Origin of the sequence: Streptomyces sp. NPDC051217 (genome assembly GCF_044455465.1) — a bacterium.
GTDB lineage: Bacteria > Actinomycetota > Actinomycetes > Streptomycetales > Streptomycetaceae > Streptomyces.
Map to the genome: position 1 here is coordinate 648,492 of NZ_JBITEV010000002.1, position 24,924 is coordinate 673,415.

Genomic DNA, 24,924 nt, shown 5'->3' on the forward strand with positions numbered 1-24,924 from the left:
CCAATGCGCCGCCCGCGTATTGACAGGGCCATAGATCCGACGTTCTCATGTGAAACCCAGCCTGTTCGAATTCGTTCACTTCCGTTCGTCTGTGTTGATCCACGCTCCCCTCTCCCCCATGGAGCCACTCGTGCGCCTGCACAGCACCCGCCCGCCGTCGCGGAAGATTCTGCTGACCCTGGCCGTCGTCCTCTCACTGACGGCCCCGGCCCCCACGGTGTTCGCGGCCGGAACCGATCCGTCGAGCCCCAGGACCGCCACCGGGCCGGCGTCCGAGACGGTCGTCGACGTCACGGCCTTCGGCGCCGACCCGACGGGCGGGCGGGACAGCGCCGGCGCGGTGGCGAAGGCCATGCGACAGGCCAAGCGGGTCAAGGGCCCGGTCCGCGTCCTGTTTCCGCGCGGCACCTATCAGATCTACCCCGAGCACGCCGAGCGCCGTGAGCTGTACGTCTCCAACACCGTTGGCGCCGACCAGACTTACCGCGACAAGCGGATCGGCATCCTCGCCGAGGACATGCACGACCTCACGATCGACGGCGACGGCTCACACCTGCAGTTCCACGGGCTGATGACCACTTTCGCCGTCATCCGCTCGCGCGACGTCGTGGTCGAGGACTTCAGTTACGACGTCACCGCGCCGAAGGTCGTCGACGCGACCGTCAGCGACTCCGGGGTGTCCGACGGCAAGGCCTACCGCGTCCTGACCGTCCCCCCGGGCAACGGCTTCTCGGTGGCCGACAGCCACGTGACGTGGCTCGGGGAGAAGAGCCCGGCCACCGGCGAGCCGTACTGGTCGGGCGTCGACGGCATGGACTACACCCAGATCCACGACCCTGGCGAACAACGGAGCCGGCGCGGCGACAACCCCCTGTTCTCCGACGTCGCGTCGGTGAAGGACCTCGGCGGCGACAGGCTGCGTATCGACTACAGCACCTCGGCCGCCCCCACCGACCGCGGCCTCGTCTACCAGATGCGCGAGACCACCCGGGACACCCCCTCCGCGCTGTTCTGGGAGTCGCGGGACGTCACGGTCCGCGGACTCGAAGCGCGGTATCTGCACGGCTTCGGCTTCGTCGGCCAGTTCAGCGAGAACATCACCGTCGAGGACAACGAGTTCCGCACCGACCCCGCCTCCGGACGGAGCACGGCGGCGTTCGCCGACTTCGTCCAGATGTCCGGGGTCGGGGGCAGGGTGAAGGTCACCGGCAACGTCTTCGACGGCGCGCACGACGACGCGATCAACATCCACGGCACCTACCTGGAGGTCACCGGGCGGCCGGCGGATCCGAAGGCACTCACCCTCGCGTACAAACACCCCGAGACGGCCGGGTTCCCGCAGTTCTACCCCGGTGACGAGGTGGAGATCGTGGACAAGCGGACCATGGCGCCGGTGCCCGGCCCGACGCCCAGGGTCGTGTCCGTCGACGGCCCGTCAGGCAAGGACCACGACAAGCCGCTGACCACGATGACGGTCACCTTCGACCGGGCGGTCCCGAGCTCCGTAACCGCCGGGAACTTCGTGGTGGAGAACACCACGTACACCCCGTCGGTGACCGTCAGCGGCAACACGTTCCGCAACATCCCCACCCGCGGCATCCTGGTCACCACCCGAAAGCCCGTGGTCATCAAGGACAACGTCTTCGACGGGATGACGATGGCGAGCGTCTTCATCTCCTCCGACGCCTACCAGTGGTACGAGTCGGGCCCGGTCAAGGATGTCCTGATCAGCCGCAACACCTTCCTGCGGCCGGCCTCCCCGGTGATCCTCGTGGAACCGACGAACCAGGTGGTGGACCCGGCGACGCCGGTGCACCACAACATCCGGATACGGGACAACACCTTCCGGACCGGGGACGTACGGCTGCTCGACGCGAAGAGCGTCAGCGGTATCTCCTTCGAACGGAACAAGATCTCCCGCCTGGACCGCGACACCGCCTTCGCCGCCGGGACGACGAACCCCTGCCCCGCCCCGGGCACCACCACCCGGGTGCGCGCCGTCCCGAAGGCGTCGGCGTACACCACCTCACTGTTCGCCTACCGGGGTTCGTCCGGCGCCCTGATCGAGGACAACCGGTTCGACAACGGCCTGAACCTGCGCGCCGACCTGAACGCCACCGACGCGGCCCAGGTCACCGGTGACGAGGTGGTCCTGGACACCGACAACATCCTGCCGCTGCTGCCCTCGACGCGCTGGTCCAGCAGCGACCCGGGGGTCGCCACCGTCGACCGGAACGGCGAGGTCACCGCGGAGCGGGCCGGCGAAACCACCATCACGCCCAGGACGAGCAGCCAGCTCGGGACCGTCTCCGGCGCCCCGGTCACACTCACGGTCGGCGGTGACCCCTCCTCGCCCGCCTGCGGGTAGGGACTGACCGGCCTGCCGGGGCAGGGGTTGATCGGCGCGTCAGGCGAGGAGTTCGAGCGTGTCGATCAGCCGGTTCGAGAAGCCCCACTCGTTGTCGTACCAGGCGACCACCTTGATGTGGCGGCCCTCGACCCGGGTGAGGGCCGAGTCGAAGATCGCCGAGGCCGGGTTGCCCGTGATGTCGGACGACACGAGGGCGTCCTGCGAGTACTCGATGATGCCGGCCAGCGGCCCTTCGGCTGCCGCGCGGTACGCCGCCAGCACGTCCTCGCGCGAGACGTCGCGGGCGACCGTCGTGTTGAGTTCCACGATCGAGCCCACCGGCACCGGCACGCGGATCGAGTCGCCCGACAGCTTGCCGTCGAGGTTCGGCAGGACGAGGCCGATCGCCTTGGCGGCGCCCGTCGTGGTCGGCACGATGTTGACCGCGGCGGCGCGGGCGCGGCGGGCGTCGCGGTGGGGAGCGTCCTGGAGGTTCTGTTCCTGGGTGTAGGCGTGCACCGTCGTCATGAAGCCGTACTCGATGCCGGCGAGGTCGTCGAGGACCGCGGCCAGCGGGGCGAGGGCATTGGTCGTGCACGAGGCGTTCGAGATGATCGTGTGCGTGTCCGGGTCGTACGCCTCGGTGTTGACCCCGAACGCGATCGTGGCATCGGCACCGGCCGACGGCGCGCTCACGAGCACCTTCTTCGCGCCCGCTTCGAGGTGGGCGCGGGAGGCGTCGGCCGAGGTGAAGCGGCCGCTCGACTCCAGGACGATGTCGACGCCGAGCTCCGCCCACGGCAGCCGCGCCGGTTCTCGCTCGGCGAGGACGGTGATGCGGCGGCCGTCCACGACGAGGGCGTTCCCGTCGACGGTGACCGGGCGGCCGAGCCGGCCGGCCGTCGTGTCGAAGGCGAGCAGGCGCGCGAGGTCGGTGGGCTCGGTGAGGTCGTTGACGGCGACGACATCGAGGTCACTGTCACGTTCGAGCAGTACGCGCAGCGCGTTGCGGCCGATGCGGCCGAATCCGTTGATGGCGATACGAGTCATGAGTGATGTCCCTTCGATTCCCCTCCAGTGTTCGCGCGCGGCATCCGCCCATGGCGGCGGCGCGAACGCCATGGTTCGAAAGGATCACGCCAGTGGGGGCGGGCCGATCGGGCTACTCGCCCTGGCCGAAGGTTCGCCGGTACGCGCTCGGCGTGGTGCCGAGCGTGCTCCGGAAGTGCAGCCGCAGGTTCGCACCGGTGCCGAGACCGACATCGGTGGCGATCTGCTCGATGCTCAGTTCCGAACGTTCGAGCAGTTCGCGGGCCACATCGATCCGGGCGCGCATGACCCACTGCATCGGTGTGTACCCGGTGTCCTCGACGAAGCGCCGCGAGAACGTGCGCGGCGACACCGCCGCGTGCCGGGCGAGCGCCTTGAGCGTGAGGTGCTCACCGAGGCGGCGCAGCGCCCATTCGCGGGTGGCCGCGAACCGTTCGCCGAGCGGCTCGGGCACCCGGCGCGGCACGTACTGCGCCTGCCCGCCGCTGCGGTAGGGAGCCGCGACCAGGCGCCGGGCCGCGTGGTTCGACGCGGCCACGCCGAGATCGGACCGCAGGATGTGCAGACACAGGTCGATGCCCGAGGCGGCGCCGGCCGATGTCAGCACGCTGCCCTCGTCCACGAACAGCACGTTCTCGTCGACCCGGACGAGCGGGTGCTTCGCCGCGAGCGCCCGCGTGTAGTGCCAGTGCGTCGTGGCGCGTCTGCCGTCGAGCAGGCCCGTGGCGGCGAGCGCGAAGGCACCCGTGGAGATGGCGGCGAGCCGCGCGCCCCTCTCGTGGGCCGCGATCAGCGCGTCCACGACCGGCTGCGGCGGATCGTCGCGGTCCGGGAAGCGGTACCCGGGGATGAAGACGATGTCGGCCCACGCGAGAGCGTCGAGACCGTCGGCGACGTGGTACGAGAGCCCGTCACCACCGGTCACCGGACCGGGCGCCGCGCCGCACACCCGTACCTCGTACGGCATGCTCTCGCGGGTCGTGAACACCTGCGCGGGAATGCCGACGTCGAGCGGCTTCGCACCCTCCAGCACGAGGACGGCGACACGATGCGGGCGGGGGGCAGGCACGAGGCCCAGGCTACGCGGCTCCTTCCGGACCTGGGCGGACGCTTCCGCCGTGCCCGTTCGCGTGAACAGTGATCATCCGTGAGTGTCGTGGGCCGTTCCCGTCCGCGCGCCGCTCCATCGTGGGCCTGCCCGCCACGGGGCGGGCCCATGTGAGGACTGCGAATGGGAGCGACTGTGGAAATCAGCCGACGAGTCGTACTGCGGGGTGGCGTGGCCTCGGCGGCCGGGGCCACGCTGGCCGGAGGGTACGGAAGCCGGCCCGCGGCGGCCACCGGTCGGCGTCCCGAGCCCGCCGCCTGGCGGGAGTTGCGCCGTACGGTGAGCGTCGCCGCCCGGTTGTACCGGCCGGGCGACATGGATTACGCGGCCCATGCCGCCCCCAACAACCAGCGCTACGCCTCCATCCGCCCCGCCGGAGTGCTCAGTTGCGCCTCGCAGGACGATGTGACAGCCGCCGTCCGCTGGTGCGCGAAGCACGGGGTGCCGTTCGCGCCCCGCTCCGGCGGCCACAACTACGCCGGATTCTCCACCACCGGCGGTCTGGTGATCAGCCTGCGGCCGATCAGGCAAGTGGTGCCGCGGGGACGGCGGTTGCACCTCGGCGGCGGCGCCACGAACTCCGACGTGTACCAGGCCCGCGACGCGGGCCTGTACTTTCCCGGCGGGCGCTGCCCCGGCGTCGGCGTGGCCGGTCTGACGCTCGGCGGCGGGCTCGGCTTCAACGACCGCAAGTGGGGCCTGACGTGTGACCGGCTCGCCGAGACCCGCGTCGTTCTCTCCGACGGGAGCGTGGTGCGGGCGGCCGACGACGAGAACCCGGACCTGTTCTGGGCGTGCCGGGGCGGGGCGGGCGGCAACTTCGGGATCAACACCTCGTTCGTCTTCGACGCCGTACCGGTCGGCCGGCTGCGGGCGACCGTCTTCGACCTCGCCTTCGGCCTGGGCGCGGCCGTGAAGGTCATGGACGAGGTGCAGCACATTCTCGACGGGGACCGGGGCGGCGACTTCGATCTGCGTATCGGTTTCAGGCACGCGGGTGACGGCACCACGTCGCTGTCGGTGCTCGGCCAACGGCTCGGCCCGCGGGAGGCACTTCGCCGTGCCGTCGGGCCACTGCTGAAGCTGCGCCCGGCGAAGGAGTTCATCGAGGAGCGCGGCTTCTGGTCCGCGCAGGACTACCTCATGGGGAACACCACGCTGGTCTCCTCTGCCACCAAGTCCCTTGTCCCCGACCGGTGGCTGAGCCCCGACACGGTGAGGGCCATTGGCGAGTGGGCCCGCACCTGGCGCCCGGGACCGGCCCGCGCCACCGGGCATGTGACGCTCTTCGCGATGGGCGGCTCCAGCGACGCACCCCGCCCGGACGAGACGGCCTACCCCCACCGCGGGGCCACCTTCGTGATCGACATCGGCGCCCAGTGGAAGCCCGGCGCCGCACCCGCCGAGGTGGACGCCCTGCTGCGACAGACCCGCACCGTGCACCGCGAGCTCGGCCACCGCCTGCGCACGGACGCGGCGTACGTCAACTTCCCCGACCCGGATCTGCGCGACTGGCAGCACGCCTACTACGGCGCCAACTACGAGCGCCTGGTGGAGGTCAAGCGCCGCTACGACCCGGCCGGCCTGTTCCGCTACGCGCAGGCGGTCGGCGGACCCGCCCCGGCGTTCATCAGGCAGGGTGGACACCTGTCCGCGACGTGAGGAGATACCGGAGATGACCACACCTTCACCGCGTGAAACGGCGCGTCCGGTCGAGCAGGACCCCTCGGGTCCCTCGCGAGATCCGGGAGAGGGCCGGACCTGCCGAGTCCATGTATTCGATGTGGCGTCTCTTTCGGCCACTGTCGTCGCCGAGTTCGACCGAATGTCCTTCGAGGCGCCCAACTGGGGAGCTGACGGCAACACGCTCTATCTGAACGGTGCGGGCGCACTCTGGGCCTTCTCCCTCGACTCCCCGCTCTCGCCGCGTCGCGTCGCGTACGAGGGGCTGCCGGATCTCAACAACGACCATGTGCTCGATCCTCGCGGTGAGGCCATCTACATGTCCGCGAACGACGGGCACATTTACCACGGGCCGTTGGCCGGCGGCGGCCACCGCCGGGTCACGGACGAGCAGGACGTCCGGCACTACCTCCACGGGGTTTCGCCTGACGGGGAGAGGCTCGGCTTCGTACAAATCGACGGGTCAGGCGGTCCGGGCAGACTCGCTCTGATCGCCTCCGACGGTGGTCCGGTCACCGTGGTGGACACGGGCGCGGGGCATGTCGACGGTCCCGAGTGGTCCCCCGACGGTGAATGGATCTACTTCAACACCGAGCGCTGGGCATCGAAACCCGGGCACGCCCAACTGGCCAGGGTGCCGAGTGAGAACCCCTCCGCGGAGAAGGTCGAGCGGCTGATCTCGACCGGCACCGTGGACTGGTTCCCCCATCTGTCACCGGACGGCCGCCTGGCCGTGTATCTGCGGTATCCGGCGGGGACGGTGGGCCATCCCGGGGACGTCGATGTGGAGTTGGTCGTCGTCCGCACATCGGACTGGTCCGCGCCGTTGGCGCGAGTGCCGCTGTTCGGCGGTCAGGGCACGATCAACGTCAACAGCTGGAGTCCCGACTCCGGGCGATTCGCGTTCGTCTCGTATCCGTCGCCCGGCGGCGCGCCCGTCCGCTGAGTCCCTCTCGCCCCGATCTCGGTCGGCCCTGGTTCAGCCCAGGAAGCTCAGCCGCACCTTCCGGTCCGGATTGTCGGTGTTCGTGTCGACCAGGCAGACCGACTGCCATGTGCCCAGCTCCAGGCGGCCGGCGATCACCGGGAGTGTCGCGTGGGGTGGGACCAGGGCCGGGAGGACATGGTCGCGGCCGTGGCCCGGGGAACCGTGGCGGTGCTGCCAGCGGTTGTCCGCGGGGAGAAGGGTGTGCAGCGCGGCGAGCAGGTCGTCGTCGCTCCCCGCACCCGTCTCGATGACCGCCACGCCGGCCGTCGCGTGCGGGACGAAGACGTGCAGGAGGCCGTCGCGGCCGGACGCGGTCTCGCGGAGGAACTGTTCGCACAGGTGCGTCAGGTCCGCCACGGTCTCGTCGGTGCCGGTGGCGATGTTCACGATCCTGGTGGTGAAGGCGTCGGGCATGCATCCATCCTGCCGTCTCGCGGGCGCGTTCGCGTGCGGGATGATCCGCGCACCCCCGGCTGTTGGTAGAAACGTGAACGATTTCGGGGTGGCGGAGGCGCGGGACACACGAGCTGTGGACGTCGTGGTCGTCGGCGCGGGGCAGGCCGGGCTGTCGAGCGCCTACCATCTGCGGCGTTCCGGGCTGGTGCCCGACCGGGACTTCGTCACGCTCGACCACTCCCCGCGGCCGGGCGGCGCCTGGCAGTTCCGGTGGCCCTCGCTCACGTACGAGAAGATCCACGGGATGCACGCGCTGCCCGGCATGGAGCTGACCGGCGCCGACGGAGGTCGGCCGTCGTCCGAGGTGATCGGGGAGTACTTCACCGCGTACGAGGAACGCTTCGGTCTGCGCGTCCGCCGGCCGGTGGATGTGGCGGCCGTGCGTGAGGGGGAGGGCGGGAGGCTGCGGGTGGAGACGTCGGAGGGCGTCTGGTCGACGCGGGCGCTGATCAACGCCACGGGGACCTGGGACCGGCCCTTCTGGCCGAGCTGTCCGGGGCAGGAGACTTTCCGGGGCCGCCAGCTGCACACCTCCCGCTATCCCGGGCCCGCCGCGTTCGCCGGGCTGCGGGTGGTTGTCGTCGGCGGCGGGGCCTCGGGGACGCAGCATCTGATGGAGATCGCGGACGTGGCCGCGGAGACGACGTGGGTCACGCGCCGGCCGCCGGTCTTCCGGGAGGGGCCGTTCGGCGAGGAGCAGGGGCGGGCCGCCGTCGCGCTGGTGGACGAACGGGTACGGGCCGGGCTGCCGCCCCAGAGCGTGGTCTCGGTGACCGGGCTGCCCGTGAACGAGGCGATCAGCCGGGCGCGCGAGCAGGGTGTGCTCGACCGGCTGCCGATGTTCGACCGGATCACCCCGTCCGGTGTGGTCTGGGACGACGGTCGGAGCGTCGACGCCGATGTGATCCTCTGGGCCACCGGCTTCCGCCCGGCCATCGACCATCTGGCACCGCTGGGACTGCGCGAGCCGGGTGGCGGTATCCGGGTCGAGAACACGCGTGCGGTACGGGACGAGAGGGTCCATCTGGTCGGGTACGGGCCTTCGGCCTCAACGATCGGGGCCAATCGGGCGGGCCGCGCGGCCGTACACGACATCAGGGCACTGCTGGAACACGAGCCCGCCCTCGTCTGAGGCCGCCCTCGTCCGAGAGCGCGGTCGCCCGAGGCCGCGGTCGTCGATTCACGGGGCAGGCGAGCTACCGCGCGGTGGAGCTTCTGTTCGCGTTGAACTCCGCCACGTTGCTCCGGTGCTCCGCGTAGTCGGCGGTGAAGCGGGTGTCCCCCGGCGCCACCGTCACGAAGTACAGCCAGTCGCCCCGTGTCGGGCTGATCGCCGCCTTCATCGCCTCTTCCCCCGGATTGCCGATCGGCGTGGGCGGCAGACCCCTCAACTCGTAGGTGTTGTAAGGACTCTCGGCCTTCGTGTCGGAGTGCGAGGTGTCGAGCGTGCTCCGGTTCAGGGCGTAGTTGAGGGTGGAGTCCATCTGGAGCGGCATGTCCTGGGCCAGTCGGTTGTGCACGACGCGCGCCACCCGGCCCATGTCGGCGGCCGTGTCGGCCTCGGCCTGCACGATGCTGGCGATCGTCACCGTCTGATAGACCGTCATCCCGTTGCGCCGCGCGCCCTCGGTGATGTTGTCGGCGCCGAAACGCTCCCGCGCCGTGTCGACCATGTAGCCGAGCACACCGGCCGGCGTCGCTCCGGCCTCGACCGGATAGGTGGCCGGGAAGAGATATCCCTCCGGGTTGCGCCGGGCCGCGCCGGGCAGTTGGAGGCGGGCCCCGGTCGCCGCCTTCGCGGTCGTACCGGAGGGGACGCCGAGGACCTTGTCGACGGAGGCGTACACCTGGGTCGCCCGTCGTCCCTCCGGGACGAGCAGCGACACCGTCTTCTTCTCCTCGGGGGGTGATTCTCCGATGAGCAGCACCGGCACGAGGACGGCCACCGCGACGGCCACCGCCGCCGTCACGATAAGGACCAGTCGGCCACGGCGCGTCAGTCGGGTCCTGCGCCCGGATGTCGCGCGTGGGGGCTCGTTCGTCATGCGGGCACGCTAACCCGGACAAAGCGCGCTACTCGGTCAGGCCGCGCTGGCGCGCGCGTCCTCGGACGTCGCCTCGGAGGCTATCTGCGCCGCCGAAAGCCTGCCGTCCCTGCGGACGAGCGCCGCGTACCGGCCGTCGTGGTCGATCAGCTCCTCGTGCGTGCCGCGCTCGGCTATTCGCCCCGCGTCGAGCACGACGATCTGATCCGCGTCCCGCACCGTGGAGAGCCGGTGCGCGATGGTGATGGTCGTACGTCCCTCGGAGAGCGCGTCGATGGCCTGCTGGACCGCGTGTTCCGTACGGGTGTCGAGCGCGCTCGTCGCCTCGTCGAGCACCAGGACCGGCGGGTCGCGCAGGATGGTGCGGGCGATCGCGAGGCGCTGTTTCTCGCCGCCGGAGAACCGGTATCCGCGCTCGCCGACCAGCGTGTCGTACCCGTCGGGGAGCGAGGCGATGTGGTCGTGGATCTGCGCCGCCCTGGCCGCCGTCTCGATCTCCTCGTCCGTCGCCCCCGGCTTCGCGAAGCGCAGGTTGTCGGCGACCGAGGCGTGGAAGAGATACGTCTCCTGCGAGACGACACCCACCGCGCGGGCGAGGGTGGCGAAGCTCAGGTCGCGTACGTCGACCCCGTCGAGCAGGACCCGGCCGCCCGTCACGTCGTACAGCCTCGGCACCAGATAGCTCAGGGTCGACTTGCCTGATCCGGTGGGGCCGACGACGGCGAGGCTGCCGCCCGCCGGGACGGTCAGGTCCACTCGGTGGAGGGTCTTGCCGTCCTTCTCGTCGTAGCTGAAGTCGACGCCGTCGAAGCGCACTTCGCCCCGGACCTTGCCGAGCGGGACCGGCTTCTCGGGTTCGGTGATGTCGACGGGCAGGTCGAGATATTCGAAGATGCGCTGGAAGAGCGCGAGCGACGTCTGCATCTGCACGCCGGTGGCGAGCAGGCTCACGGCCGGGCGGAAGAGGCCCTGCTGGAGGGAGACGAAGGCGACGAGCGTGCCGATGGTGACGCCGGTGCCGCCCGAGTGGAGGACGAAGCCGGCCGCCCAGTAGATGACCGCCGGCATGGCGGCCATGACGATGCCGATGACGGACATCCGCCACCTCCCCGCCATGTTCGACCGCACTTCGAGGTCGACGAGCTGCTCGGACTCCTCGGCGAAGGACTTGGTGAGTGAGTCGGCGCGGCCCATCGTGCGGCCGAGGAGAATGCCGCTCACGGACAGCGACTCCGTGACCGTGGCGGCCATCGTCGCCATCTGCTTCTGTCGTTGGAGGGTGATCTTTTTGCGCTCACGGCCGACGAGGCGGCTGATCCACACGAACACCGGCAGCAGGAGCAGCGAGACGACGGTCAGCCGCCAGTCCAGCGCGAGCATCGCGACGACGGTCGCGATGACGGCGGTGAGGTTGGAGACCAGCGAGGTGGCGGTGGAGGTGACCGTCGCCTGCATGCCGCCGATGTCGTTGGCGATCCGGGACTGGACCTCGCCGGTGCGGGTGCGGGTGAAGAACGCGAGCGGCATGCGCTGCAACTGCGCGTAGACGGCCGTGCGCAGATCGTGCATGACGCGCTGGCCGACAGTCGTGGAGATGAGGGTCTGGACGACGCCGAAGACGCCGCTGAGGACGGCGGTGAGGATCATGCCGAGGGCCAGCAGGCTGAGCAGCCCGGTGCGGCCCTGGGGGATCGCGGTGTCGAGGATCTCGCGCAGCATGAAGGGCGAGGCCACGGCCACGAGGGATGACGCACCGACGAGCACGCCGACGACGGCCAGCCTGCCGCGGTAGGGGCGGAAGAGCCGGAAGATACGGCGCAGCTGGGCCGGCGGCTCGGGCTGCGACGGATCCAGGGGGCGGGCCGAGGGCTTCCAGGTCGACAGTTCGGACTTCATGGGCTCCTTCGAGGATTCTGATGGGTTTCAGGAGTTTCGAGAGTTTCAGGACGTACAGGAAACTCTTGGAGGAGCATAGCTCACTGTTACCTACCCTCACAATGTATGAGGTCCTGTTATTGTTCCGCCATGAGCACCCCCGACGCCGACGGCCTGCTGGCCGAACAGCTCCTGAGGCTGACCCGCAGGCTCCACCGCGTCCAGAAGCGCTATCTGGAGCCGATCGGGATCACCCCCGCGCAGTCCCGTCTGCTGCGCACGGTCGCCTTCTACGACAGCCCGCCGCGGATGGCGGACCTCGCCGAGCGCCTGGAAGTGGTGCCCCGCGCCGTGACGAGCCTGGTCGACGGCCTGGAGGCGAGCGGCTGCGTCCGCCGCGCCCCGGACCCGACCAACCGCCGGGTGATCCGGATCGAACTCACCGACACCGGACGCGGCGTGCTGCGGGCGCTGCGCGACGCGCGCAGGTCGGCCGCCGAGGACATCCTGGCCCCGCTGACGTCGGACCAGCGCGACATGCTCGGCGTGCTGCTGTCGACGCTGGTGGGCGGGCCCGTCGACGGCGTGCCGGAGCGGCGCTGCTGAAGGGCGCTGTTCAACGGGGCTACTGAGCCGCGCCGTTGAGCCGCGCCGCCGACCGGGGCGCCCCCGGGCGTGGTTCCGGCCGAAGAGTCCAAGGGTTCGATCGAAGAGTCCAAACGAGGCCCCTTGCGCATCACCAGCCCCAACTACCAAGGTCCTCAACGAGGTTCAATTCCGCCGCGCACGTCAGCTCCTATGGAGGCTTCATGAACGACGCAGCACCGCAGAACCCCGGCGAGGACGACGCGAACAAGGACAACGGCGGCTCGATGAGCCGCCGTTCCGCTCTCAGAACGACGGCGGGCGTCGCCGGCGCCGGCCTCGGGCTCAGCGCCCTGGGCACCGGCACCGTCTCCGCCGCGGAGCCCACGTCGGCGGCCGGAGCGGGAGCGGCGGCCGCACAGGCCGCCCCCGACAGCGCCGAATCCGCCGGCCCCGAGCGCCAGGGCCGCACGATGGCCGGTGTGCCCTTCGAAGGCCGCTCGACGGTCCGTGTCGGCATCGTCGGCCTCGGCAACCGCGGCGGCAGCATGATCGATCTGTTCCTCGCGGTGCCCGGCGTCCAGGTCGTCGCCCTGTGCGACACGGTGCGCGACAAGGCCCTCGCCGCCGCAGCCAAGGTCGTCAAGGCCGGGCAGCCGGCGCCCGCCGTCTACACGAAGGACGAGCACGACTACGAACACCTCTGCGCGCGCGGTGACGTCGACTTCGTCTACGTGGCCACTCCGTGGGACTTCCACTTCGAGATGGCCAGGACCGCCATGCTGAGCGGCAAGCACGTCGGCGTGGAGTGTCCGATCGCGATGCGGCTCGACGAGCTGTGGAAACTGGTCGACCTCTCCGAGCGCACCCGGCGCCACTGCATGCAGCTGGAGAACTGCGCGTACGGCAAGAACGAGATGCGCGTCCTACGGATGGCGCACGCGGGCCTGTTCGGCGATCTGCTCCACGGCGCCGGCGCGTACAACCACGACCTGCGCGGCCTGATGTTCGACCCGGACTACTACGAAGGGCCCTGGCGGCGGCTGTGGCACACCCGGCTCCGTGGCGACCTCTATCCGAACCACGGCTTCGGCCCGGTCGCCAACTACCTCGACATCAACCGCGGTGACCGCGCCGTCAGCATCACCAGCATCGGTACGCCGGCGCTCACCCTCGCGCAGTACCGCGAGGAGAACATGCCGCCGGGCGACCCCAGTTGGAAGGAGACCTACGTCAACAGCGACCGGACGATCAGTCTGGTCCAGACGGCCAAGGGCCGGGTCGTCCGGCTGGAGCACGACGTCTCGACGCCGCATCCGTACAGCCGTATCAACAGTCTCGGCGGTACCAGGGGCGTCTTCGAGGACTACCCCGAGCGCATCTACATCGAGCCGGATCACGCGAACGACGAGTGGGGCGACTTCGGCGCGTACGCCGACTGGGACCACTGGCTCTGGAAGGAGCACGCCAATCCGCCGGGCGGGCACGGCGGGATGGACTACATCATGGTCTTCCGGCTGATGCAGTGTGTCCGGCTCGGTCTGGTGCCCGACTTCGACGTCTACGACGCGGCGACCTGGACCGCTCCCGTACCGCTCAGCCACGCGTCCATCAAGGCGAACGGCGCACCGCAGCAGATCCCGGACTTCACCCGCGGCGAGTGGAAGAAGTCCCGCCCCGGTACGGATTCCGAGAAGCCGGCCGAGGAGTCGTCCCGGAAGTCGTAGAAGCGGAAGTTCCGGAATTCGTGGAAGAAGTCGTGGACTCGGCGGACACTGAGCGGGCCCGGTCGGCGCGAGCGCGCCGGCCGGGCCTCGTCGCATGTCACCCATGTGGCCGAGAAGCGAATAATCGATTGCCCCGGACCGTGCCCGAAGCACAACCTTGGACGGTTTGGGCCACTCCACGACTCACTGGGACGTCATGCAGATTCGCGATCTTCCGTACCCCGATCCGGGGAGACCCGACGCCCGGTCAGGACCGCGCTTCCTGTACTGGCTCGGGCGCAGACAACTGCGTGGCCAGCTCAAATCGCTCTCCTGGGGGCTCCTGCACCAGCTGGGAGTCGCCGGGCTGCCGCTGGGAGCCGGACTCGCCGTACAGGCAGTCGTGGACCGCTCGGGCGGGCGGCTCGCGCTGGCCGGTGCGGTCATCGCCCTCTTCGGCTGCGCGATCACCCTCGGCGACACGATGCTGCACCGGACGGCGGTCACCAACTGGATCACCGCGGCGTCCCGCGTACAGCAGTTGCTGGCCCGCAAGACCGCCGAGCTGGGGTCGGCGCTGACCCGCCGGGTCGCGGCCGGCGAGGTGGTCGCCGTCTCGACGGGTGACGTCGAGAAGATCGGCTGGTTCGTCGAGGCGCTGTCGCGCTTCCTGGCGGCCGCCATCGCGGTCGTCGTGGTGTGCGTCAGCCTCGTGTTCTATCTGCCCTCGATCGGCGCGGTCGTGGCCGTCGGGGTGCCGGTGCTCGCCCTGGCCGTGCTGCCGCTGCTCCCCCGCGCCACCCAACGCGCCGACGTCCAGCGCGAGAAGGCGGGCCGGGCCACCGAGCTGGCCGCCGACACCGTGGCCGGACTGCGGGTGCTGCGCGGCATCGGCGGCGAGGAGCTGTTCCTCACGCGCTACCGCGAAGCCTCCCAGGAGGTCCGCGCGGCGGCCGTCCGCAGCGCCCGCATGTGGGCGCTGATCTCGGCGATCCAGGTCTTCCTGCCGGGAATCCTGCTGATCACTGTGGTCTGGTACGGCGCGATCCTCGCGGGCGACGGCCGGATCTCGGTCGGCGAACTGGTCACCGTGTACAGCGCGGTCACACTGCTGCTCTTCCCGCTCCGTCACTTCGAGGAGATCGCCATGGCGTACTCCTTCTCGCGTCCCTCGGCGACGCGCGCGGCCCGCGTGCTGCGGCTGGAGCGGACCTCCTACGAGGACGAGCGCGGCGGTCTCGACGACGCCCGGCCCACGGGTGACCTCTTCGACCCGGCCACCGGCATGCTCGCCCCGGCCGGGCAGCTGACCGCCGTCGTGTGCGGCGACCCCGACGCGGCAGGGCGACTGGCCGAACGGCTGGGCGGACACGCCGCCGAGGAGGAGAAGAGCGCTTCCGTGCTGCTCGGTTCGGTGGCGCTCGACGACCTTCCGCTGGACGCGGCGCGTGCCTCCGTCCTCGTACAGGACAAGGATCCGGTGCTGCTGTCCGGGACACTCACCGAGCTGCTGGACGTGCCCGCGTCCGGCGCGGTGAAGCCCCGGGACGCGCTGGACGCGGCGCAGTGCGACGACGTGCTCGCCGCGCTCGTCCAGGCGTCGGTGGACGGCAGCGGCGACCCCCTGCGCTCGCGCATCACCGAGCGCGGCCGGTCGCTCTCCGGCGGGCAGCGCCAGCGGCTCGCGCTCGCCCGCTCGCTCGTCGCCGACCCGGAGGTGCTGGTCCTGGACGAGCCCACGTCGGCCGTGGACTCGCACACGGAGGCGCGGATCGCGGAAGGTGTACGGCGCCTGCGGAGCGGCCGTACGACGGTCGTGTTCGCGTCGTCGCCGCTGCTGCTCGACCGGGCGGACACCGTGGTGTTCGTCCACGACGGGAAGGTCGCGGCCGTGGGGTCGCACCGGGAGCTGCTGCGGGACGACCCGCGCTATCTGAGCGTCGTCACGCGCCGGACGGACGAGGAGGCGGAGGCGGCCGGGACCGAGGCCGCCGCCGAGCCGGGCCCCGAGCCGGGCGACGAGCCGGGCGACGACGCGCAGGTGCCGACTCCGCTGAAGACACGGGAACAACTGGCAGAGATCGAGGAAACCGCATGATCGGCGTGGCACCACCGGAGTACGACCCGGCGGCCCCGGAGTCGGCCACGACCCTGCCCGTCGCCCGCCCGGCGACGGTGCGGAGCTACGTCGTGGAGCTGCTGCGGCGCCACCGCGAGGCGTTCGTCCTGCTCATCGTCGTCAACGCGGTCGCGGTGATCGCCTCCATGGCGGGGCCGTATCTGCTCGGCGGCATCGTCGAGGACCTGTCCGAGGGCGCCAAGGGGGCCGGGGAACTCCATCTGGAGCGCACCGCCGCCATCTTCGCGGGCGCGCTGATCATCCAGACCGTCTTCACCCGGATGATGCGGCTGCGCGCCGCGATCCTCGGTGAGGAGATGCTGGCCGACCTGCGCGAGGACTTCCTCGTACGGTCGGTACGGCTGCCGCCCGGCGTCCTGGAACGGGCCGGCACCGGCGACCTGCTGTCCCGTATCACCACCGACATCGACCGGCTCGCCAATGCCATGCGGGAGGCCGTACCGCAGCTCACGATCGGCGTCGTGTGGGCCGCGCTGCTGATCGGCGCCCTCGGCGTCACCGCCCCGCCGCTGGCGCTCGCGGTGGTCGTGGCGCTGCCGCTGCTGGTCGTGGGCTGCCGCTGGTACTTCAGGCGGGCGCCGGCGGCGTACCGCTCGGAGGCGGCCGGGTACGCGGCGGTGGCCGCGGTGCTCGCCGAGACGATCGACGCCGGCCGTACGGTCGAGGCGCACCGCCTCGGCCGCCGCCGGGTGGCGCTGTCCGACCAGCGCGTCAAGGAGTGGACGGCATGGGAGCGGTACACGCTCTACCTGCGCTCGGTGCTCTTCCCGGTCATCAACCTCACCCACGTCACGATCTTCGCGGCAACGCTGGTGGGCGGTGGCGTCTTCGTGCTCCAGGGCTGGATCACGGTCGGTCAGCTGACGACCGGCGCGCTGTTCGCGCAGATGCTGGTCGACCCGGTGGGTCTGATCCTGCGCTGGTACGACGAACTCCAGGTGGCGCAGGTCTCCATCGCCCGGCTCGTCGGCGTACGCGAGATCGAGCCGGACGACGGTGACGAGACGGTCGTGCCGGACGGCCGCGATGTCAGCGCCGACCATGTCAACTTCGGTTACCGCGAAGGCGTCGACGTACTCCACGAGGTGACGCTGGACGTCGCGCCCGGCACCCGTGTCGCGCTGGTCGGACCGTCCGGCGCGGGCAAGTCCACGCTGGGGCGGCTGCTCGCCGGGATCTACGGGCCGCGGACGGGCCGGATCACCCTCGGCGGGGCCGAGCTGTCACGGATGCCCGCGGAGCGGGTGCGCGGCCATGTCGCGCTGGTCAACCAGGAGCACCACGTCTTCGTGGGCTCGATGCGCGACAATCTGCGGCTCGCCCGCGCGGACGCGGTGGACGCCGAGCTGTGGGCGGCGCTCGGGGCGGTCGACGCGGACGGCTGGGCCCGCGCGCTCGACGACGGGCTCGACACCGAGGTCGGCTCCGGCGGCGCGACGCTCACGCCGGCGCAGGCGCAGCAGATCGCGCTGGCGAGGCTGGTGCTGGCCGACCCGCACACGCTGGTCCTGGACGAGGCGACGTCGCTGCTCGACCCGCGCGCGGCCCGGCATCTGGAGCGGTCGCTGGCGAAGGTGCTGGACGGCCGTACGGTCGTGGCCATCGCGCACCGCCTGCACACGGCGCACGACGCGGACGTGATCGCCGTGGTCGAGGAGGGCCGGATCAGCGAGCTGGGCAGTCACGACGAACTGGTGGCGGCGGACGGCGCCTACGCGGCGCTGTGGCGCTCCTGGCACGGCTGAGCGGGTCCGCGTCGTGCGCGGGTCCGCCGGCCCGCGTACCCGCGTATTCCATGACGCGCGTCGGCGGGCGCGGGCCGGGCTGTCCCCCCGCCATCACGTGATGTACGCGAACTCACCGTGATGGCGGGGGACTTGCCGGGGCCGGGCAGCAAGGTGATCGCCGACCGGACGTCCATGCGCTCGGCGACGGCGTGCCGCCGTACGTCCTTCAGCGGTGGCGCCCCGAGACCCCGGCCGGACCCGCCCCGGCCCGTCAGATCACGTTCAGCGCCGCCGCACCGCCCACCCCGCCGAGCAGCATGAACACCGGCATCAGTACCTTCAGCTCCACCCAGCTCCCGGCCCTGAAGCGGATCGCCTTCGGCGGGCCGATCGGGTACCAGCGCTTGCGTCCCACCGGGATCGGCCACAGGATCGGGCAGCCCGAGACCGTCAGCGCGTCGCCGATGTCGTGCACCAGCGCGCCCAGGACGATCGGCAGCCCCAGCCACAGATACTCCTGGCCGGGGGCGGTGAAGAGCCAGTCCGAGCCGTTGCCGGGTTTGTCCAGCACACCGGCCAGGATCCACGCGCTCGTCGCCCCGAGCAGCCACACGAGCACGTCGCTGGAGACCCGCGCCGCCCGCCAGAGCAGCCCCTCCACGGCCAGCACCATATGGACGAAGAGCAGCGCGAGCACCGCCCAGCGTCCGCCGAGGATCGCTATCGCCGAGGCGCCGCCGCCGATCGTGACGGCCCAGAGCCAGGTGTGGGTGAGCGTGCGGTGACCGCCCGTCCTGCGGGCGTCGGCCGGTTTCTTCGTCGCTTTGTAGACGGCGAACGACAGCTTGTCGACGATGCCGCACACCGCCTTGGACACCGGCCCGAACGCCCGCGAGATCGTCGCCGACTTGTGGTCCAGGTCGGGGGCGAGCGCCGCCCCCGCGCAGATCAGCGCGCCGACGACGAGCACCGGCCAGGGCATGGTGCGGTCGGCCGCCGCCGCGGCGGCTCCCACCCCCAGCCAGGCCGCCGCGCCCGACAGCGAGTGCGCCGGCCCCATCATGGTCGTCCCCGCATGATCGATCCCCGCCCCGTCGTCGCTGTGGTGGTACGTGCGATGGGCCCACCGCCGTTGCGGCAAGGCCCAGTTGACAGAGCAGCGTACCGGGAGTGATCTTCCGCCGGTCGTCCGGTTCCCGCTTCCGGGCGGAAGGCAGGCAAGATGGGGGCGTGACCCTTATTGATCAGCTGCCGCCGGATGCCGACCCCGATGCCCTCTTCGAGGCCTTCTCGTCATGGGCCGAGGGCGAGGGCATCACGCTCTATCCGGCTCAGGAGGAGGCGCTGATCGAGGTGGTCTCCGGGGCGAACGTGATCGTGTCCACCCCCACCGGCTCCGGAAAGAGCCTGATCGCGGCGGGTGCGCACTTCACGGCGCTGGCCCAGGACAAGGTCACCTTCTACACCGCCCCGATCAAGGCGCTGGTGTCGGAGAAGTTCTTCGACCTGTGCAAGCTCTTCGGTACGGAGAACGTCGGCATGCTCACCGGCGACGCGTCCGTGAACGCCGACGCGCCGGTCATCTGCTGCACGGCGGAGGTGCTGGCCTCCATCGCGCTGCGCGACGGCAAGCACGCCGACATCGGCCAGGTCGTGATGGACGAGTTCCACTTCTACGCGGAGCCGGACCGGGGCTGGGCCTGGCAGATCCCGCTCCTGGAACTGCCGCAGGCGCAGTTCATCCTGATGTCGGCGACGCTCGGCGACGTGTCGCGGTTCGAGGAGGACCTGACCCGCCGCACGGGCCGGCCGACCTCCGTGGTCCGCTCGGCGTCACGCCCGGTGCCGCTGAGTTACGAGTACCGGCTCACCCCGATCACCGAGACACTGACCGAACTGCTGGAGACCCGTCAGGCGCCGGTCTACATCGTGCACTTCACACAGGCGGCGGCCGTCGAGCGCGCGCAGTCGCTGATGAGCATCAACATGTGCACGCGTGAGGAGAAGGACCGGATCGCCGATCTGATCGGCAACTTCCGCTTCACCACCAAGTTCGGCCGCAATCTCTCCCGCTATGTACGCCATGGCATCGGGGTGCACCACGCGGGGATGCTGCCGAAGTACCGCCGGCTTGTCGAAAAGCTCGCGCAGGCAGGTCTGTTGAAGGTGATCTGTGGTACGGACACGCTCGGCGTCGGCGTCAACGTCCCGATCCGTACGGTGCTGTTCACGGCCCTCACCAAGTACGACGGCACGCGGGTGCGCACCCTGCGCGCCCGCGAGTTCCACCAGATCGCGGGCCGGGCGGGCCGGGCCGGTTTCGACACGGCGGGTTTCGTCGTCGCGCAGGCGCCCGAGCATGTCGTGGAGAACGAGAAGGCGCTCGCCAAGGCGGGCGACGACCCGAAGAAGCGCCGCAAGGTGGTCCGCAAGAAGGCCCCCGAGGGCTTCGTCGCCTGGTCGGAGACGACGTTCGACAAGCTCATCACCTCCGATCCGGAGCCGCTGACCTCCCGCTTCCGGGTCACCCACACCATGCTGCTGTCGGTCATCGCGCGGCCGGGCAACGCCTTCGAGGCGATGCGCCATCTCCTGGAGGACAACCACGAGCCGCGCAAGCAGCAGCTGCGGCACATCAGACGCGCGATCGCCATCTACCGGTCGCTGCTCGACGGCGGTGTGGTGGAGCGGCTGGAGACCCCGGACGCCGAGGGCCGCATCATCCGGCTCACCGTCGACCTCCAGCAGAACTTCGCGCTCAACCAGCCGCTGTCGACCTTCGCGCTGGCCGCGTTCGAACTGCTGGACCCGGCCTCGCCCTCGTACGCGCTGGACATGGTCTCGGTGGTCGAATCGACGCTGGACGATCCCCGGCAGATCCTCGCCGCGCAGCAGAACAAGGCGCGGGGTGAGGCGATCGGGCAGATGAAGGCGGACGGCGTCGAGTACGAGGAACGGATGGAGCGGCTCCAGGAGTTCACGTATCCGAAGCCCCTCGAAGAGCTGCTGTGGCACGCGTACGAGGTCTATCGCACCAGCCATCCGTGGGTCGGCGACCACCCGGTGTCTCCGAAGTCCGTCATCCGTGACATGTACGAACGGGCCATGACCTTCACGGAGTTCACGTCCCACTACGAGCTGGCGCGCACCGAGGGCATCGTGCTGCGGTATCTCGCGGGCGCGTACAAGGCGTTCGAGCACACCATCCCGGACGACCTCAAGTCGGAGGACCTGGAGGATCTGATCGCTTGGCTGGGCGAGATGGTGCGGCAGGTCGACTCCAGCCTCCTGGACGAGTGGGAGCAGCTGGCCAACCCGGAGGTGGAGACCGCCGAGGAGGCGCGGGAGAAGGCCGACCAGGTCAAGCCGGTCACGGCGAACGGCCGTGCCTTCCGGGTGCTGGTGCGCAACGCGATGTTCCGCAGGGTGGAGCTGGCGGCGCTGGACAGGGTGAACGAGCTGGGCGAGATGGACGCCGACTCGGGCTGGGACGCGGACGCCTGGGGCGAGGCGATGGACGGTTACTGGGACGAGTACGAGGAGCTGGGCACCGGTCCCGACGCGCGTGGCCCGAAGCTGCTCGGTATCGAGGAGGACCCGGCCCACGGCCTGTGGCGCGTCCGGCAGTCGTTCGCCGATCCGAACGGCGACCATGACTGGGGCATCAGCGCGGAGGTCGACCTCGCCGCGTCCGACGAGGAGGGCCGGGCCGTGGTCCGCGTCACCTCCGTGGGCCAGTTGTCCAGCGTCTGAGAGTCCCCCCGCCGATCGATACCTGTGGAGTACGAGAACCATGACGAATCCCGCCGAGCGGCTGGTCGACCTGCTCGATCTGGAGCGGATCGAGGTCAACATCTTCCGCGGGCGCAGCCCGCACGAGTCGCTGCAACGGGTCTTCGGCGGCCAGGTCGCCGGCCAGGCACTGGTGGCGGCCGGGCGCACCACGGAGAGCGACCGGCCGGTCAACTCGCTGCACGCGTACTTCCTGCGGCCCGGCAGGCCCGGTGTGCCGATCGTCTATCAGGTCGAACGGGTGCGGGACGGCCGGTCGTTCACCACGCGCCGGGTCACCGCCGTGCAGGAGGGGAGGACGATCTTCAATCTGACGGCGTCCTTCCACCACCCCGAGGAGGGCGGCTTCGAGCACCAGCTGCCGCCGCGTCTCGACTTCCCGGACCCGGAGTCCCTGCCGACGGTGTCCGACGAGGTCCGTGAGCATCTGGGCGGGCTGCCGGAGGCGTTCGAGCGGATGGCGCGCCGTCAGCCGTTCGACATCCGCTACGCGGACCGGCTGCGCTGGACGGCGGAGGAGATCGAGGACGCGGATCCGCGCAGCGCGGTGTGGATGCGGGCGGTGGGACCGCTGGGCGACGACCCGTTGGTCCACACCTGCGCGCTGACGTACGCGAGCGACATGACGCTGCTGGACGCGGTCCGTATCCCGGTCGAGCCGCTGTGGGGGCCGCGCGGGTACGACATGGCGTCGCTGGACCACGCGATGTGGTTCCACCGGCCGTTCCGGGCGGACGAGTGGTTCCTGTACGACCAGGAGTCGCCGATCGCGACCGGCGGGCGGGGTCTGGCCCGGGGCCGTATCTACGACCGCTCGGGCCGGCTTCTGGTCTCGGTCGTCCAGGAGGGGCTGTTCCGCAAGCTCGGCGGGTGAAGCGCGACAATGGTGGGGATTACGGGGACCGACTGCTCCGAGGAGACCTTGATGACTGTGTACGACATCCCGCTGCGCACTCTCAGCGGTGAGCCCACATCCCTCGCCGCGTACAAGGGCCGGGCGGTGCTGGTGGTGAACGTGGCGTCGAAGTGCGGTCTCACTCCGCAGTACGAGGGCCTGGAGCGGCTCCAGCAGACGTACGGCGAGCGCGGCCTGACGGTCGTGGGAGTGCCCTGCAACCAGTTCGCGGGCCAGGAGCCGGGCAGCGCCGAGGAGATCGAGACGTTCTGCTCGACGACGTACGGCGTGAGCTTCCCGTTGCTGGAGAAGTCCGAGGTCAACGGCGAGAACCGGCACCCGCTGTACGCGGCGCTGACCGAGCGGGCCGACGCCGGGGGCGAGGCGGGTGACGTGCAGTGGAATTTCGAGAAGTTCCTGATCTCCCCGGAGGGTGAGGTCGTGGGCCGTATCCGTCCCCGTACGGAGCCGGAGGCCCCTGAGGTCGTCGCGGCGATCGAGGCTCAACTCCCCGCGTAGCGCGCGCTCTTCGGACCGGTGCCCGGCCCCTGACAGGGGGGCCGGGCACCGGTGTGTCCGGACCCGACACCGGTTCATACACCATGCATCCACGTGTTCATCACGGTTTCGCCACAACCGGAGCGAGGGTCGTACAAGGGGGCAAGTCACGCCGCTACGGTCATCCCCTCACGAAGCAGCCCTTGGGGGACACATGAGCTTTTCACCACCCGCCGCGCCCGGTCCCAGCCCGTATACCGGCCCGCCGGCACCGCCGCCCGGCCGTCCGAAGTGGACGCGCAAGCGCGTGCTGCTTCCTCTGGTGGCGCTGCTGTTCTTCCTGGGCATCGCGATCGGCGGCGCGGGCGGGACCACGGAGGCTCAGGACAAGGCCGACGCGAAGCCGGGTCCCGCGGCGACGGTGACGGCCACCGCCACGGCCACCCCGGAACCGGCGGCCACCGAGACGGTGACGGCCACCCCGAAGCCCGCGCCGACCGTCACCGAGACGAAGTCCGTCAGGGTCACGGTCGCCCCCGCCGCCGACGACAACGGTGACAGCGGCGGGTCGACCGGCTCGGACACGGGCGGCTCGGGAGGCGGCTCCACGTACTACGCCAACTGCACAGCCGTCAGGGCCGCGGGCGCCGACCCCATCCGCACCGGAGACCCCGGCTACGGCTCGCACCTGGACCGCGACGGCGACGGTGTCGCCTGCGAGTGAGCCACCCGGCCTGAATCGTCTCAGCGGATCGGCATCCCCGACAGCGTGCGCGCGATGACCAGGCGCTGGATCTCGCTGGTGCCTTCGAAGATCGTGTAGATCGCGCTGTCGCGGTGCATCCGCTCCACCGGGTACTCCCGCGTGAAGCCGTTGCCGCCGAGGATCTGCACCGCCCGCGCGGTGACCTCCTTCGCCGTCTCGCTCGCGTACAGCTTCGACATGGAGCCCTCCGCGGCGGTGAAGGGCTTGCCCGTGGCCGCCATCCAGGAGGCGCGCCACACGAGCAGCCGGGCCGCGTCGATCCGGGTGCGCATGTCGACGAGCTGGAACGCGACGCCCTGGTTGTCGATGATCGGGCGGCCGAACTGGCGGCGGGTCTTGGCGTAGTCGAGCGCCACCTCGTACGCGGCGCGGGCCGTGCCCACGGCCATGGCGCCGACCGCCGGGCGCGAGGCCTCGAAGGTCGCCATGGCCGCGTTCTTCACACGCTCGCCGCCGGCCGCCGCCCCTGCGGCCCCGGCCCCCGCCCTGGCCTCGCGGGCGCGGGCCAGCCGCTCGTCCAGCTTCTCCTTGCCGCCCAGCAGGCAGTGGCCCGGGACGCGGACGTCCTCCAGGACCACCTCGGCCGTGTGCGAGGCGCGGATGCCGTGCTTCTTGAACTTCTGGCCCTGGGAGAGGCCGGGCGTCGCGGGCGGGACGATGAAGGAGGCGTGCCCCTTGGAGCCGGCCTCCGGGTCCACGACGGCGACGACGACATGCACATTGGCGATGCCGCCGTTGGTCGCCCAGGTCTTGGTGCCGTTCAGGACCCACTCGTCCTTCGCCTCGTCGTGGACCGCGCGGGTGCGCATGGCGGCGACGTCCGATCCGGCGTCGGGCTCGGAGGAGCAGAACGCGGCGACCTTCACGTCGTCCGCGTCGCCGTACATCTGCGGTATCCAGGTGCCTATCTGCTCCTCGGTGCCGTTGGCGAGCACACCGACGGCGGCGAGTCCGGTGCCGACGATCGACAGGGCGATGCCCGCGTCACCCCAGAACAGCTCCTCCATCACCATGGGGATGGAGAGGCCCGTGGGGTCGAAGTACTGCTGTGCGTAGAAGTCGAGGGAATAGACACCGACCTTGGCGGCTTCCTGGATCACGGGCCATGGAGTCTCCTCCCGCTCGTCCCACTCGGCGGCGGCCGGGCGGATGACATCGGCGGCGAACCCGTGCAGCCAGTCGCGTACGTGCCTCTGGTCATCGTTGAGTTCGAACGTGAACTCGGCCATCGTCATCCTCCAGCACTGCTGTTACTTGCGG

Annotated in this window: 19 protein-coding genes; 12 read left to right on the forward strand and 7 right to left on the reverse strand. The window is 70.6% G+C overall.

Annotated features, from left to right (window positions below; translation table 11 throughout):
- The first annotated feature begins 118 nt into the window (after positions 1–118).
- Complete coding sequence (locus ACIBBB_RS07980; protein WP_398979908.1) at positions 119–2,368, forward strand: Ig-like domain-containing protein; 2,250 nt, start codon at positions 119–121, stop codon at positions 2,366–2,368.
- Between the two features lie 39 nt (positions 2,369–2,407).
- Here the strand turns inward: ACIBBB_RS07980 and gap are convergent, their stop codons facing one another.
- Both gap and ACIBBB_RS07990 read right to left on the reverse strand, forming a co-directional pair.
- Positions 2,408–3,400, reverse strand: a complete 993-nt coding sequence (gene gap, locus ACIBBB_RS07985) for a type I glyceraldehyde-3-phosphate dehydrogenase (protein ID WP_398979910.1) — start codon at positions 3,398–3,400, stop codon at positions 2,408–2,410.
- A gap of 112 nt (positions 3,401–3,512) precedes the next feature.
- Positions 3,513–4,469 (reverse strand): GlxA family transcriptional regulator, encoded by a 957-nt coding sequence (locus ACIBBB_RS07990; protein WP_398979912.1) that lies wholly within the window; start codon positions 4,467–4,469, stop codon positions 3,513–3,515.
- 162 nt (positions 4,470–4,631) lie between these two features.
- Here ACIBBB_RS07990 and ACIBBB_RS07995 point away from each other — a divergent pair, with 162 nt between their 5' ends.
- Positions 4,632–6,170, forward strand: a complete 1,539-nt coding sequence (locus ACIBBB_RS07995; RefSeq protein ID WP_398979914.1) for an FAD-binding oxidoreductase — start codon at positions 4,632–4,634, stop codon at positions 6,168–6,170.
- A 121-nt stretch (positions 6,171–6,291) separates the two neighbouring features.
- Positions 6,292–7,137 (forward strand): hypothetical protein, encoded by an 846-nt coding sequence (locus ACIBBB_RS08000; protein ID WP_398979916.1) that lies wholly within the window; start codon positions 6,292–6,294, stop codon positions 7,135–7,137.
- Between the two features lie 33 nt (positions 7,138–7,170).
- On the opposite strand, the gene ACIBBB_RS08005 is transcribed toward ACIBBB_RS08000, so the two are convergent.
- Positions 7,171–7,593: a YjbQ family protein gene (locus tag ACIBBB_RS08005; protein WP_398979918.1), complete on the reverse strand. Its 423-nt coding sequence runs from the start codon at positions 7,591–7,593 to the stop codon at positions 7,171–7,173.
- A 73-nt stretch (positions 7,594–7,666) separates the two neighbouring features.
- On the opposite strand from ACIBBB_RS08005, the gene ACIBBB_RS08010 reads away from it, so the two are divergent.
- A complete protein-coding gene (locus ACIBBB_RS08010; protein ID WP_398979920.1) occupies positions 7,667–8,767 on the forward strand; it encodes an NAD(P)-binding domain-containing protein in 1,101 nt (366 codons plus the stop codon).
- Positions 8,768–8,831: 64 nt separating this feature from the next.
- On the opposite strand, the gene mltG is transcribed toward ACIBBB_RS08010, so the two are convergent.
- Positions 8,832–9,680, reverse strand: a complete 849-nt coding sequence (gene mltG / locus ACIBBB_RS08015) for an endolytic transglycosylase MltG (RefSeq protein WP_398979922.1) — start codon at positions 9,678–9,680, stop codon at positions 8,832–8,834.
- Between the two features lie 36 nt (positions 9,681–9,716).
- Positions 9,717–11,576: an ABC transporter ATP-binding protein gene (locus tag ACIBBB_RS08020; protein WP_398979924.1), complete on the reverse strand. Its 1,860-nt coding sequence runs from the start codon at positions 11,574–11,576 to the stop codon at positions 9,717–9,719.
- A 129-nt stretch (positions 11,577–11,705) separates the two neighbouring features.
- On the opposite strand from ACIBBB_RS08020, the gene ACIBBB_RS08025 reads away from it, so the two are divergent.
- From ACIBBB_RS08025 to ACIBBB_RS08040, 4 genes are all read left to right on the forward strand, one after another.
- On the forward strand, positions 11,706–12,161 hold the full coding sequence (locus ACIBBB_RS08025) for a MarR family winged helix-turn-helix transcriptional regulator (protein WP_398979926.1): 456 nt from the start codon (positions 11,706–11,708) through the stop codon (positions 12,159–12,161).
- 203 nt (positions 12,162–12,364) lie between these two features.
- On the forward strand, positions 12,365–13,867 hold the full coding sequence (locus ACIBBB_RS08030; RefSeq protein WP_398979928.1) for a Gfo/Idh/MocA family protein: 1,503 nt from the start codon (positions 12,365–12,367) through the stop codon (positions 13,865–13,867).
- Between the two features lie 196 nt (positions 13,868–14,063).
- Complete coding sequence (locus ACIBBB_RS08035) at positions 14,064–15,944, forward strand: ABC transporter transmembrane domain-containing protein (protein WP_398979930.1); 1,881 nt, start codon at positions 14,064–14,066, stop codon at positions 15,942–15,944.
- Positions 15,941–17,731 carry an ABC transporter ATP-binding protein gene (locus ACIBBB_RS08040; protein WP_398979932.1) on the forward strand — a complete coding sequence of 597 codons (1,791 nt, stop codon included), beginning with the start codon at positions 15,941–15,943 and terminating at the stop codon, positions 17,729–17,731. The genes ACIBBB_RS08035 and ACIBBB_RS08040 overlap by 4 nt, the downstream gene beginning before the upstream one ends.
- A 253-nt stretch (positions 17,732–17,984) precedes the next feature.
- Here the strand turns inward: ACIBBB_RS08040 and ACIBBB_RS08045 are convergent, their stop codons facing one another.
- Complete coding sequence (locus ACIBBB_RS08045) at positions 17,985–18,776, reverse strand: metal-dependent hydrolase (RefSeq protein ID WP_398979934.1); 792 nt, start codon at positions 18,774–18,776, stop codon at positions 17,985–17,987.
- A gap of 167 nt (positions 18,777–18,943) precedes the next feature.
- Here ACIBBB_RS08045 and ACIBBB_RS08050 point away from each other — a divergent pair, with 167 nt between their 5' ends.
- The 4 genes from ACIBBB_RS08050 (at position 18,944) to ACIBBB_RS08065 (ending at position 23,622) form a co-directional block, all read left to right on the forward strand.
- Positions 18,944–21,466, forward strand: a complete 2,523-nt coding sequence (locus ACIBBB_RS08050; protein WP_398979936.1) for a DEAD/DEAH box helicase — start codon at positions 18,944–18,946, stop codon at positions 21,464–21,466.
- A gap of 40 nt (positions 21,467–21,506) precedes the next feature.
- Positions 21,507–22,379: an acyl-CoA thioesterase gene (locus ACIBBB_RS08055; protein WP_398979938.1), complete on the forward strand. Its 873-nt coding sequence runs from the start codon at positions 21,507–21,509 to the stop codon at positions 22,377–22,379.
- Between the two features lie 51 nt (positions 22,380–22,430).
- Positions 22,431–22,919, forward strand: a complete 489-nt coding sequence (locus ACIBBB_RS08060; RefSeq protein ID WP_398979940.1) for a glutathione peroxidase — start codon at positions 22,431–22,433, stop codon at positions 22,917–22,919.
- A 193-nt stretch (positions 22,920–23,112) separates the two neighbouring features.
- Entirely contained in the window at positions 23,113–23,622 is a 510-nt protein-coding gene (locus tag ACIBBB_RS08065; protein WP_398979942.1) for an excalibur calcium-binding domain-containing protein, read from the forward strand.
- 20 nt (positions 23,623–23,642) lie between these two features.
- Here the strand turns inward: ACIBBB_RS08065 and ACIBBB_RS08070 are convergent, their stop codons facing one another.
- Positions 23,643–24,893 carry an acyl-CoA dehydrogenase family protein gene (locus ACIBBB_RS08070; RefSeq protein ID WP_398979944.1) on the reverse strand — a complete coding sequence of 417 codons (1,251 nt, stop codon included), beginning with the start codon at positions 24,891–24,893 and terminating at the stop codon, positions 23,643–23,645.
- Positions 24,894–24,924: the final 31 nt, after the last annotated feature.